The organism is Pseudomonas idahonensis (assembly GCF_037903935.1).
In the GTDB taxonomy this organism is placed as follows: Bacteria; Pseudomonadota; Gammaproteobacteria; order Pseudomonadales; family Pseudomonadaceae; genus Aquipseudomonas; species Aquipseudomonas danubii.
On sequence record NZ_CP149586.1, the window covers coordinates 3,854,208 to 3,866,336 of the forward strand.

The 12,129-nt window shown below is 58.9% G+C and carries 14 protein-coding genes; 4 read left to right on the forward strand and 10 right to left on the reverse strand.

The window, feature by feature from the left end:
• Window positions 1-98: 98 nt before the first annotated feature.
• Window positions 99-464, forward strand: coding sequence for a histone-like nucleoid-structuring protein, MvaT/MvaU family (locus tag WIN67_RS17280; RefSeq protein ID WP_102863264.1), 366 nt, complete (start codon window positions 99-101; stop codon window positions 462-464).
• A gap of 232 nt (window positions 465-696) precedes the next feature.
• Here WIN67_RS17280 and WIN67_RS17285 read toward each other — a convergent pair whose 3' ends face one another.
• A complete protein-coding gene (locus tag WIN67_RS17285) occupies window positions 697-1,224 on the reverse strand; it encodes a DUF4946 domain-containing protein (protein ID WP_339069530.1) in 528 nt (175 codons plus the stop codon).
• Between the two features lie 199 nt (window positions 1,225-1,423).
• Here WIN67_RS17285 and gloA point away from each other — a divergent pair, with 199 nt between their 5' ends.
• Window positions 1,424-1,945 (forward strand): lactoylglutathione lyase, encoded by a 522-nt coding sequence (gloA, locus tag WIN67_RS17290; RefSeq protein ID WP_102863262.1) that lies wholly within the window; start codon window positions 1,424-1,426, stop codon window positions 1,943-1,945.
• Window positions 1,946-2,117: 172 nt separating this feature from the next.
• Here the strand turns inward: gloA and ahpF are convergent, their stop codons facing one another.
• The 3 genes from ahpF to WIN67_RS17305 form a co-directional block, all read right to left on the reverse strand.
• Window positions 2,118-3,683: an alkyl hydroperoxide reductase subunit F gene (ahpF, locus tag WIN67_RS17295; RefSeq protein WP_102863261.1), complete on the reverse strand. Its 1,566-nt coding sequence runs from the start codon at window positions 3,681-3,683 to the stop codon at window positions 2,118-2,120.
• Between the two features lie 134 nt (window positions 3,684-3,817).
• Window positions 3,818-4,381 (reverse strand): alkyl hydroperoxide reductase subunit C, encoded by a 564-nt coding sequence (gene ahpC / locus WIN67_RS17300; protein WP_011061677.1) that lies wholly within the window; start codon window positions 4,379-4,381, stop codon window positions 3,818-3,820.
• 151 nt (window positions 4,382-4,532) lie between these two features.
• Entirely contained in the window at window positions 4,533-5,471 is a 939-nt protein-coding gene (locus WIN67_RS17305) for a site-specific integrase (protein ID WP_102882611.1), read from the reverse strand.
• Window positions 5,472-5,651: 180 nt separating this feature from the next.
• On the opposite strand from WIN67_RS17305, the gene WIN67_RS17310 reads away from it, so the two are divergent.
• On the forward strand, window positions 5,652-6,659 hold the full coding sequence (locus tag WIN67_RS17310; RefSeq protein WP_339069535.1) for a DNA-binding protein: 1,008 nt from the start codon (window positions 5,652-5,654) through the stop codon (window positions 6,657-6,659).
• On the opposite strand, the gene gorA is transcribed toward WIN67_RS17310, so the two are convergent.
• Together gorA and galU are read right to left on the reverse strand one after the other, a co-directional pair.
• Window positions 6,660-8,018, reverse strand: coding sequence for a glutathione-disulfide reductase (gene gorA, locus WIN67_RS17315; protein WP_339069536.1), 1,359 nt, complete (start codon window positions 8,016-8,018; stop codon window positions 6,660-6,662).
• A gap of 131 nt (window positions 8,019-8,149) precedes the next feature.
• Window positions 8,150-8,989 carry a UTP--glucose-1-phosphate uridylyltransferase GalU gene (gene galU, locus WIN67_RS17320; protein ID WP_007935647.1) on the reverse strand — a complete coding sequence of 280 codons (840 nt, stop codon included), beginning with the start codon at window positions 8,987-8,989 and terminating at the stop codon, window positions 8,150-8,152.
• A gap of 464 nt (window positions 8,990-9,453) precedes the next feature.
• On the opposite strand from galU, the gene WIN67_RS17325 reads away from it, so the two are divergent.
• Complete coding sequence (locus WIN67_RS17325; protein WP_339069540.1) at window positions 9,454-9,735, forward strand: hypothetical protein; 282 nt, start codon at window positions 9,454-9,456, stop codon at window positions 9,733-9,735.
• 15 nt (window positions 9,736-9,750) lie between these two features.
• Here the strand turns inward: WIN67_RS17325 and WIN67_RS17330 are convergent, their stop codons facing one another.
• The 4 genes from WIN67_RS17330 to WIN67_RS17345 form a co-directional block, all read right to left on the reverse strand.
• Window positions 9,751-9,981, reverse strand: a complete 231-nt coding sequence (locus tag WIN67_RS17330; RefSeq protein ID WP_102863256.1) for a hypothetical protein — start codon at window positions 9,979-9,981, stop codon at window positions 9,751-9,753.
• Window positions 9,982-10,050: 69 nt separating this feature from the next.
• Window positions 10,051-10,902 carry a c-type cytochrome gene (locus WIN67_RS17335; RefSeq protein WP_372342540.1) on the reverse strand — a complete coding sequence of 284 codons (852 nt, stop codon included), beginning with the start codon at window positions 10,900-10,902 and terminating at the stop codon, window positions 10,051-10,053.
• A gap of 65 nt (window positions 10,903-10,967) precedes the next feature.
• On the reverse strand, window positions 10,968-11,618 hold the full coding sequence (locus WIN67_RS17340) for a c-type cytochrome (protein ID WP_102882606.1): 651 nt from the start codon (window positions 11,616-11,618) through the stop codon (window positions 10,968-10,970).
• 157 nt (window positions 11,619-11,775) lie between these two features.
• On the reverse strand, window positions 11,776-12,126 hold the full coding sequence (locus WIN67_RS17345) for a hypothetical protein (protein WP_102863253.1): 351 nt from the start codon (window positions 12,124-12,126) through the stop codon (window positions 11,776-11,778).
• Between the last annotated feature and the right edge of the window lie 3 nt (window positions 12,127-12,129).

The window sequence follows — 12,129 nt, forward strand, 5'->3', positions numbered from 1 at the left end:
TTCACAGGTAGGCCACTTAATCGAGCCTTAACCGGCTTATGGCTTATAGCTTTGTTTGTGGTTTGTATCAGCCAAAATAGACTATTGGAGTGAAGATATTGTCCAGACTTGCTGAATTTCGTGCTGCAGAAAAAGCACTTCAAGAACAGCTCGCGCAGCTTGAATCCCTGAAGAACGACGCCGGCCTCAAAAAGGAAATCGAGTTCGAAGAGAAACTTCAGGCCCTGATGAAATCCTACGACAAGAGTTTGCGTGACATCATCGCAATCCTTGATCCCAACCTGGGCAAAAGTGGCCTGCCACAAGCCAACGCCCCTAAACAGCGCCGCGCACGCGTGGTGAAGGTCTATCAGAACCCGCACACCGGTGAACTGATTGAAACCAAGGGCGGCAATCATCGCGGCCTGAAAGCCTGGAAAGAACAGTACGGTGCTGCCACTGTGGATTCCTGGCTGCGCGCTTGAACAAAGCCGCCACCTGAAAAAGGCCCTGCATATGCAGGGCCTTTTACATTGATAAGAATATTCTTATTACGACTTGAATCTAAGGGAAGATCCAGCCCAACCGATGGCAATCAGCCATCCCGCGATAGGCCTTGCTATAAAGCCAGCCCCCAAAGCAACTACTCGCTTAATGCCTTTCACGAAAACGAACTCGCTACACGCGAAAAGCAAACCGACTGTTTCAGATTTTTCCTTAGAGTTTGAGGCTATTTCGTACAGCCAGTATCTGATCCTGACTATCGGCATAAGCCGCCGCCTGACCGGCGTATGAAAGTACATAAGCCTTATCCTCATCCAGTGCCGCCACCAGTGTTTGCGACAACACATGTCGCCCATTCTGGGTAATGGTACAAGTGGTCTCCAGAGCGTCCAGACGACTCAACTGCGCAGCATGAATCTTGTTACAGACACTCTGATATCCACTGCGGGCAAAGTCCTTCTGCACTGACTTGCGCATCTCTAGCAATACCCCTTGAAGATTGACTACATGCCCACGTTCCACCTGGGTCATGGTCAACTCCATGACCAGTTGCGGATTGCCCGCGGCATCGTTCTTCACCGCCCGCTGCCGGGAAACCTGGGCAGCCTGATCCGCCTCCTGGACCGGCACTGGCTCCACACTCCAGCCCTCGGGCCAGGCCACCTCCGGTTGCGCCTGGACAACGCCCGCAAACATCAACAGCAAAACGGCCACAGCCTGGGTTCTAAGCGACTCGATCATGGATTGGCACACTAAAGAAACTGGCCTTGAAGTCTGAGCCCGGCGCCAGGAATGGGCAATAGATCAGGAGCTTTGGGTTTGGCGCCATCCTGTCCAGTTGCGTATCATTGCCCGCTTCCAAGGATGTCCGAACCATTGCCAGACAAGGACTTCCCCGCCCTCGCGGGCAGCCTTTGCCGCACTTTCTTCTGGAGGGCCCATGAGCCTCAACGAACTCAACACTTTCCCTGGCGTGACCGCCCAACCGGACGCAGCCACTGCTCGTTTCGTCTTCAACCACACCATGCTGCGGGTCAAGGACATCACTCGCTCCCTGGACTTCTACACTCGGGTCCTGGGCTTTTCCCTGGTGGAAAAACGTGATTTCCCCGAAGCCGAATTCAGCCTGTACTTCCTCGCACTGGTGGACAAGTCACAGATTCCGGCCGACGCTGCGGCCCGTACCGAATGGATGAAGTCGATCCCCGGGATTCTCGAACTGACCCACAACCACGGCACCGAGAACGATCCGGATTTCGCCTACCACAACGGCAACACCGACCCGCGCGGCTTCGGCCATATCTGCATCTCGGTGCCGGATATTGTCGCCGCCTGCGAACGTTTCGAGACCCTGGGCTGCGACTTCCAGAAGCGCCTGAATGACGGCCGCATGAAGAGCCTGGCCTTCATCAAGGACCCGGATGGCTACTGGGTCGAGATCATCCAGCCAGCGCCGCTGTAACCCGATGCAGGTGCAGAGCTGGCCTGCGTAGGAACTGGATTGCCAGCGAACGCATCCGCAAGGACTGCGCCAGGCCCAACAGCCTCTTCACTGGCAAACCGGCGCCGACCCAGGCAGCCATAAAAAAACCCCATGAGCCAGGCTCATGGGGTTTTGTTTGTTCAGCGGCCGATCAAGCCGGTGCTGATGTGCGGATCAAGTGATCGAATGCACTGAGGGAAGCCTTGGCGCCCTCGCCCACCGCAATCACGATCTGCTTGTAGGGCACTGTGGTCACGTCTCCGGCAGCAAATACGCCGGGCAGCGAAGTCTCGCCACGGGCATCGACGATGATCTCGCCACGAGGCGACAGTTCTACCGAGCCCTTGAGCCAGTCGGTGTTGGGCAGCAGGCCGATCTGCACAAAGATGCCTTCCAGGTCCACGGTGTGGAATTCACCCGAATCGCGATCCTTGTAGGCAAGGCCGGTGACCTTCTGCCCATCACCCTTCACTTCACTGGTCAGGGCACTGGTGATGACCTTGACGTTGGGCAGGCTGTACAGCTTGCGCTGCAACACGGCGTCGGCCCGCAGCTTGCTGTCGAACTCCAGCAAGGTGACGTGGCTGACGATACCCGCCAGGTCGATAGCCGCTTCGACGCCGGAGTTACCGCCACCAATCACCGCCACCCGTTTGCCTTTGAACAGCGGACCATCGCAGTGCGGGCAGAAACACACGCCCTTGGCCTTGTACTCCTGCTCACCCGGCACACCCATTTCACGCCAGCGGGCACCTGTCGCCAGGATCACCGACTTGGCCTTCAGGCTAGCGCCGCTTTCAAACTGAATCTCATGCAGGCCGCCCACTTCCTTGGCCGGCACCAGGGCACTGGCTCGCTGCAGGTTCATGATGTCGACGTCGTATTGCTTGACGTGCTCTTCCAGTGCCGCGGCCAGTTTTGGCCCTTCGGTCTCTTTCACCGAAACAAAGTTCTCGATGGCCATGGTATCCAGTACCTGGCCGCCGAAGCGCTCGGCCGCGACCCCGGTACGAATGCCTTTACGAGCGGCGTAGATGGCTGCCGAAGCACCGGCTGGACCGCCGCCGACCACCAGCACATCAAAGGCCTCTTTGGCGTTGAGCTTCTGCGCTTGCTTCTCTACCGCACCGCTGTCGAGCTTGGCGAGGATCTCTTCCAGCCCCATGCGGCCCTGGCCGAAGTTCACGCCATTGAGGTAGACACTGGGCACCGCCATGACCTTGCGCTCATCGACTTCGGCCTGGAACAGCGCGCCATCGATCGCCACATGACGGATGTTCGGGTTGAGCACCGCCATCAGGTTCAAGGCCTGGACCACGTCCGGGCAGTTCTGGCAGGACAGCGAGAAGTAGGTTTCGAAGTTGAACTCGCCTTTGAGCGAGCGAATCTGCTCGATCACTTCAGCACTGGCTTTCGACGGATGGCCGCCCACTTGCAGCAGGGCCAGCACCAGGGAAGTGAATTCGTGGCCCATGGGAATGCCGGCGAAACGCAGGCTGATATCGCCTCCTGGGCGATTCAACGTGAACGACGGCTTGCGCCCATCGGTACCGTTGTCGAGCAACGTAATCTGGTTGGAAAGACTGACAATGTCTTTGAGTAACGCGAGCATTTCCTGGGATTTCGCACCGTCGTCGAGGGAGGCGACGATCTCGATCGGCTGGGTGACCCGTTCCAGGTATGACTTCAACTGAGCTTTAAGATTGGCGTCCAACATACGGGCGATTTCCATGTTCTGAATAAAGAGATGGTTCGGTAAAAAAAAACGCCCGAGCGAATCTCGCCCGGGCGTTTTGGGGGCGGGTGCAGCTGACTTAAGTGCGGATCACCGCCCTTGGGTAATGCATGGACTTAGATCTTGCCAACCAGGTCCAGGGACGGAGCCAGAGTGGCCTCGCCTTCTTTCCACTTGGCTGGGCAGACTTCGCCTGGGTGAGCGGCAACGTACTGAGCGGCCTTGATCTTGCGCAGCAGCTCGGAAGCGTCACGGCCTACGCCGCCATCGTTGATTTCAACGATCTTGATCTGGCCTTCCGGGTTGATCACGAAGGTGCCGCGGTCAGCCAGACCGGCTTCTTCGATCAGCACGTCGAAGTTGCGGGAGATGGCCAGGGTCGGGTCGCCGATCATGGTGTACTGGATCTTGCCGATGGCTGGCGAAGTGTTGTGCCAGGCAGCGTGAGCAAAGTGGGTGTCGGTGGAAACGCTGTAGATCTCAACGCCCAGCTTCTGGAATTCGGCGTAGTTGTCGGCCAGGTCTTCCAGCTCGGTTGGGCAAACGAAGGTGAAGTCAGCCGGGTAGAAGAACACGACAGACCATTTGCCTTTCAGATCAGCGTCCGACACTTCGACGAATGCGCCGTTTTTGAATGCGGTAGCTTTGAACGGTTTAACTTGGCTGTTGATGATAGGCATCGTTGACTCTCCATCAGTGGTTGAAAACATTGGGTGAAAACTTGATGGGGAGAATCCTAACCAATGACTTGCCGCTTGGCTCATTGGCAAACCTGATGCTATCGATTGGCTTTGACTATCAGCCGACAGTATTAATAGAAGAAACCTTTGACTACCGACGGACCGGCTGCGGGTCAATCAGCGCCATGCCCATGAACGGGCTGGCCTCCACGTAGCGCATGGCGGACTTCAGGTCCTTCCAGCCCACATAGCTCATCAGGGACTTGAGGTCCCACCCGCTGCGATGGGCCCAGGTGGCAAAACCACGGCGCAACGAATGGCTGGTGTAATGCTCGGCATCAATGCCAGCGCGCTCCAGGGCCTGGCGCAGCAATGGAATCACGCTATTGGCGTGCAACCCCTGTTCGCTCAGGTGGCCCCAGCGGTCGATGCTGCGAAACACCGGACCGCGCACCAGTGCGGCGCTGTTGATCCAGTCGACATAGGCCTGCACCGGGCATAAGCGCTGCAGCGCCGGCGTGTGAAAAGTGCGCCCCAGATTGTCGCGATCACCCTTGCTGCGCGGCAGATAGAGGCTGATGCCGGAACCGGCCACAGCCTGCACATGCTCGATCTGCAAGCGACACAGTTCGTCACTGCGAAAACCCCGCCAGAACCCCAGCAGGATCAGCGCCCGGTCGCGGCGTGCTCGCAACAGGTCGGCCTGACGGCCTTCGGCGGCAGCGGCTGCGCCCTCCTCGTCAAGCCAGCCAATCACCTGCTCCAGGTGTCGTAACTGCAAGGGCTCGGCTTGTTTCTCACGCACTGGATGCAATGCACGAATGCCCTTGAACACTTGGCGTACCACGGGCGCCTTGGTCGGATCGGCAAAGCCCTGGCTGTTGTGCCATTGAGCCAGGGCAGAAAGGCGCAACTTCAGGGTGTTGATCGACAACTCCCCGGCGTAGGCCGCGAGATAACGGGCCACGCTCTCCGCCGTCGTCGGCAGGAACCCGCCCCACTGCACCTCGAAATGCTCAATCGCTGCCCGATAACTGCGACGGGTGTTATCGCGGGTAGCGGCTTGCAGGTAACGATCCAGTTCACTCATGACAATTCAACCCCGGCAGATGTACGGCCATAAAAGACAAAGAAGCGCCGCATGCCCCGTGACACGGGGTAATACTACAATATCCCAGGCCATATTTTCTCTATCTAGCAGCTTCATACATCTGTACAATTATCATCAATTACATACCATGTATCACAGTATCAAATCGTTGGAGGAGCCATGGCTCGCGGAGGCATAAACAAGGCGGTGGTGAAGAAAGCGCGTCAGGCGATTCTTGCCCGCGGCGAACACCCCAGCATCGATGCAGTACGCATAGAAATGGGCAATACCGGTTCGAAAACCACCATCCACCGCTATTTGAAGGAACTGGATGACGGCACCAGCCGCCGAGATGCGGGCCCGATGCCGCTGGATGGAGAGTTGAGCGAACTGGTGGGACGACTGGCTCAACGCCTGCAGGAGCAGGCCCAGGAACCTCTGGAACAGGCCCTCGCCCACTCCGAACAACAGAAGCAGGCCTTCGAGCAGCAATTGGAGCAAGCGCGGCAGACCCAAGAGCAACTGCAACAGCAGCTACAGATCCAGGCCAGCGCCCTGGCCGGGGAAAGTGCCGCCCTGCAAGACACCCGCTCCATGCTGCAGAGCGAACAGACCCGCAACGCCGAACTCAATCAAGCCTTGAAGGATTGCCATCTGCGCCTGGAAGACAAGGAGCAGCAGATCCGCTCCCTGGAAGAAAAGCACCTGCATGCCCGGGACGCCCTGGAGCACTATCGCGCCGCCAGCAAGGAACAACGCGAACAGGAACAGCGTCGCCACGAAGGCCAGATCCAACAGGTGCAAATGGAGCTGCGCCAGGCTCAGCAGAGCGCACTGGTACGCCAGGACGAAATCACCCAACTGCATCGTGACAATGAACGTCTGCTCAGCGAGCAGCGAGTCACCCACAAGGAGCTTAAGCTGGCCCAGGACGCCGCGAGCAAGAGCACCGTATCGCAGGCACTGCTCAGCGAGCAGCTGGCGCGTCAGGACAGCGCCGTCACCCTGCTCCAGGAACGCTTGCGCGTAGCCTCGGAGGAGATTCAGGCACTCAAGGAAAGAGCCGACAAACAGGCTCGATTGAGCAAGGAGATGGAGTTGCGCGCCGCCAAGGCCGAGGCCGGCCTTGAGGCGCTACGCCTGGCTGCGACAACCAAGGCGCAGCCAGACACGCCTGCAGACGCGTGATCAGTCCGCGACAGGGGTACGCAGGGTAACGAACTCTTCGGCAGCCGTCGGATGCACGCCGATGGTTTCGTCGAAGTCGCGCTTGGTGGCTCCCGCCTTCAGGGCAATCGCCAGGCCCTGGACGATTTCCCCGGCATCAGGTCCAACCATGTGGCACCCCAGCACCCTGTCGCTCTCGGCATCCACCACCAGCTTCATCAGGGTGCGCTCCTGGCAGTCGGTCAGGGTCAGCTTCATCGGCCGGAAACGGCTTTCGAAGATCTGCACCTTATGCCCCGCCTCGCGCGCCTGCTCTTCGGTCAAGCCAACAGTGCCGATATTCGGCAAGCTGAAGACCGCCGTCGGAATCATCCGATAATCCACCGGGCGATACTGTTCCGGCTTGAACAGACGCCGAGCCACAGCCATGCCTTCGGCCAGGGCCACAGGCGTCAGTTGCACGCGACCAATTACATCGCCAATGGCCAGGATCGACGGCTCGCTGCTCTGGTACTGGTCGTCGACCTCGATAAAGCCGCGCTTATCGAGTTTGACACCGGTATTCTCCAGCCCCAGGTTGTCGAGCATCGGCCGACGCCCAGTGGCGTAGAACACGCAATCTGTTGCTAGCTTGCGACCGTCCTTGAGGGTGACCTCCAGACTGCCATCGGCCTGCTTGTCGATGCGTTCGATATCCGCATTGAATTGCAGCCCCAGGCCGCGCTTGGTCAGTTCTTCCTGCAAGTGCTTGCGCACCGCGCCATCAAAGCCACGCAGGAACAGATCACCGCGATACAGCAACTGGGTATCGGCACCCAGGCCGTGGAAGATCCCGGCAAACTCCACCGCAATGTAACCACCGCCCACCACCAGGACACGCCTTGGCAAAGCTTTGAGGAAAAACGCCTCATTGGAACTGATGGCATGCTCGCGGCCGGGAATATCCGGAATCTGCGGCCAGCCGCCTGTGGCAATCAGGATGTGCCTGGCACTGTAGCGCTGGCCATTGACTTCCACCTGATGAGGGTCGATCAACTTGGCATGGCCTTCGTGCAGGGTCACGCCACTGTTGACCAGCAGATTACGGTAGATGCCATTAAGGCGATTGATTTCGCGATCCTTGTTGGCGATCAGGGTCGCCCAATCAAAGTTCGCCTCGCCCAGTGACCAGCCAAAACCCGAGGCCTGCTCGAAGTCTTCGGCGAAGTGGGCTCCGTACACCAGGAGTTTTTTGGGTACGCAGCCGACGTTGACACAGGTACCGCCCAGATAGCGGCTCTCGGCCACCGCGACTTTCGCTCCGAAACCCGCAGCAAAGCGTGCGCAACGTACACCGCCGGAACCGGCACCAATTACATAAAGATCAAAATCGTAGGCCATTTCACTCTCCCAGGCAGACTGACAGCATAACCGCAGATGGCGATCGGGTCAGCGCCGTGGCTTTACATAAGGGCGGGCAATGAAAAAGCCACCCGAAGGTGGCTTTTTCCGACAACCCCGCGAGGCGAGTATCAGTACGCCTTGCCGGTCTTGTAGAAGTTCTCGAAGCAGAAGTTGGTCGCGTCGATGTAACCCTCGGCGCCACCGCAGTCAAAACGCGTGCCCTTGAACTTGTAGGCCATTACACAACCGTTCTGCGCCTGCTTCATCAGGGCGTCGGTGATCTGGATTTCACCCCCCTTGCCCGGCTCGGTCTGCTCGATCAGATCGAAGATGTCCGGCGTCAGGATGTAACGACCGATGATCGCCAGGTTCGACGGAGCGTCTTCCGGCTTTGGCTTCTCGACCATGCTGTGAACGCGATAAATGTCGTCGCGAATCATCTCGCCGGCGATCACGCCGTACTTGTTGGTTTCCTGCGGGTCGACTTCCTGGATGGCCACGATCGAGCAGCGGAACTGCTTGTACAGCTTGACCATCTGGGTTAGTACGCCGTCGCCTTCAAGGTTGACGCACAGGTCGTCCGCCAGTACCACGGCGAAGGGTTCATCACCGATCAGCGGGCGACCGGTCAGAATCGCGTGGCCCAGGCCTTTCATTTCGGTCTGGCGAGTGTAGGAGAACGAGCACTCATCCAGCAGTTTGCGGATACCAACCAGGTACTTTTCCTTATCGGTGCCCTTGATCTGGTTTTCCAACTCGTAACTGATGTCGAAGTGGTCTTCGAGGGCGCGTTTGCCACGGCCGGTCACGATGGAGATTTCAGTCAGTCCAGCATCCAGCGCTTCTTCAACGCCGTACTGGATCAGTGGCTTGTTCACCACCGGCAACATTTCTTTAGGCATGGCTTTAGTCGCTGGCAGGAAGCGAGTACCGTAACCGGCTGCTGGGAACAAGCATTTCTTGATCATATGAGTCCTTAAAAAGGCTGTGCGTACGAGTTTCGGCGCAGTCTAATCAGGCCGCGTGCACCTTACAATGCCCCGCGCTGGCTAACCGCTGCCATCATAGAGAAATAAAGCGCCAGATAGTTCCGCAGCATCCTCCAGATAGCGCACGGCGTAAACCTTCATCACCTCACAGGGCTTGTAAACCGCCGCCTGGAGCCTTGACCAGCCAGATCGAGATGCTTCCCATGCGAGCCCGCAAAGGCACAGACAATTGCATTGTCCAAGCAACACTGATGGCACCGTCGACGGCGGCGAAATAACCCTTGGATTCCCGACACAAGAGCTGCCATATCCAGATGCGGCACTTTTCGGCAATGTCTGCGGACTAAGGTGATGCGCTGTACCGAAATGGCCATTAGCTATAGCATCGCCACATCGATACCCGCCTCCCAACACATCCCCCTCCCAGACGACGAAATCCCCCCATGAACAGACTTCTCGCAGTCACCGCTGTACTGGCTCTGACCGGATGCGCCACGGCTTCCAACACCTATCTGACCAATGGCGAACAAGGCCTGAGCATCGACTGCTCCGGGGAAGCCGGCTCCTGGACCAGCTGCTATGAAAAAGCCGAAGCGTCCTGCGCCGGCACGGGCTATCAGATCGTCAGCACCGAAGGCACACCCGCCCCCAAGGAAAGCGACAAGACCCTGGGAGTCGACGTTGGCAACTACAAAAGCCGCAGCGTGGTAGTCGTCTGCAAGTAGCGGGCAAACCCCCCACTACATGTGAATCTCGGCAAACTTGATGCCCAGGCCGCGAATGGTTTCGATCAGATCGTCAAGACGGGAAAAGGATTCCACCTCGTCGCTCTCATCCACCAGAAAGTAGCTGCGTCCGGCACTCTTCTTGAAAAACACAATCCATTCCCCGGAGTTGGCCGGGTTCTGAATCACATGAGTGGCAGAGATCAAGCCCTCTGCATGCTTTTCCCTGACGTGTTCCCGCTTCATGCTTTCTCCCAAAAAGACGATGCCGCCAAGGCTTGAACCCGGGCGGCATCGTTGACGATAGGGGATAGTTTATCGGATGCCCTGGCCTATCAGCACGCCCTCTACTGTCTGACCGTACAAATTTACCCCGTCATTGGCGTGAAACTTGATTCGGGTCTTCTCGATGGAGCCCTCCACCAGACGCGGGTCCTGGGGCCGCTCGTGGCTGTTGACGAAGGCCGCCACATCCCAAGCCTGCTGGTCGCTCAGGCTGCCGCCCTTGCCCAGGGGCATGTTGTGCTTGATAAAGGACGCCGCCGTATTGATCCGATGCATCCCCGCGCCCCAGTTGTAGGAATCCTTGCCCCAGAGCGGCGGCATCACATAGTCCGCACCAGCCTTCTGGCCCTGACCTTGCTCGCCATGGCAGACCGCGCATTGCGCCTGATACACCGCCGCGCCCTGCTTCAGGTCATAGCCCTTGGCAGGCTGGGCCACATCCGGATACCCCCTTCCAGGCAGCTCCACGCCCAGGGGCGCCTTGCTCGCCAGCCAGTACGCATAGACCGACAGCGCAGTAATCTCCGGACTGTCCGCCGCCGGCGGCTTGCCACCATTCATGCTGAACTGGAAGCAGCCCTGCAAGCGCTCGGCAAAGGTGTTCACCTTGTCGTTCTTCTTGCGGTAGGCGGGATACATCGGATAGGCGCCCCAAAGCGGCGCGGAGTTGGCCAGGCGGCCCTGGTCAAGGTGACAGTTGCTGCAATTGAGCCCGTTGCCCACGTACTGCGGCGCCAGGCGCTTGGTGTCGACAAACAAGGCATGACCTTCGCGCACCAGCTTGCCGTAGGCATTGTCCGGCAACTCGCTCTCGGCCGGCGGCTGGAAGTACTGGGTATGAGCGGAAGCGCTTGGCGCCGGTATCTGCGACTGATCCTCCATGGCGATGGAGGCGGCCTGAACTTGAACGGCAAGCAATGCCATCAACGGCCCGGCAATCAATAGTTTCATGGCCGCGCCTCCTGAGGTTGCAAGCTGGCAAAGTAGTCCGCCACTGCGGTGACTTCTTCGGCACTCAAGGACTTGGCGACATGCCCCATCAGGTCATTGGGGTCGTTGTGCCGACTGCCATCGCGCCAAGCATTGAGTTGCGCGACCAGGTAGCCGGCCGGTTGCCCGGCCAGGGGCGGAAAAGCCACACCGACACCGACACCGCCAGGCCCGTGACAACTGACGCATTCGGGAACCTGCCGCTCCCAGGCGCCCCGCAAGGCCAGGCGCTCACCGACACCGCTGGCGGCCTGGCTACGGCCGATCGCTTGGGTTTTCGGCCCGGGCATGGCTGCGAGGGTACCGGTCACGGCGGTGATTTCGTCTTCGCTCAACGCCTTGGCCAGAGGCTGCATGACCGGACTGCTGCGTGCACCGCTGCGAAAGTCGTGCAACTGCTTGGCCAGATAGCCCGCCGGCAAGCCGGCAAGACGCGGGAACCCGGCGGGGGCCAGGCCCATCGCGTCCGCTCCATGACAGGCCAGACAAGCTGTTGCCCCTGGCTGGGTGCCGCCTTGGGTGAAGACTTTCTGCCCATCCACGGCGTGGGCAGATTGCGCAATCAGTAGCATCAGGCCACTCAATAGCATTCGATCCAGTGGGATCATATGGACTCCATTATTCTAGTTATATGCTTAGACCCAGCGGGCATAAGCACACAAATAGTAGGGCAATCGATCCATAGCGACAATGCGAAATTGGTGCAGGTATCTGATGCTGCTCACGAGAGCCGTTTCGAGCCCTGGCGCGGCCCTGGGCTTGGGGTCAGCCGGAGATGCAGGCCTCCCCCGCCTTGCGCACATCCTGTGGCCGCAGGGGGTTGTTGGACATTTGCTCGTGCAGCTTGATGCTGCTGCCGCCGGAGCGCTCATCGATGTAGAACACCGCCGCCGGAGCCGCCGACAGGCTCTGCGGGACGATCACCCGGTAACCTTCCTTGCGCGGCTCAACCTGCAGTGCGCCACGGCTGCCGGAAAGCTTCCCGGACAGGCAATTGGCGTACTCCTGGGGCTTCTTGCCAGAGATGACACTCAGGGTCGGCGGCGTCTGGTTGATATCCGAGACGGAGGCACAACCGCTGATGGCCATGGCCAGAACCCACACCCAGCGCTTCATATA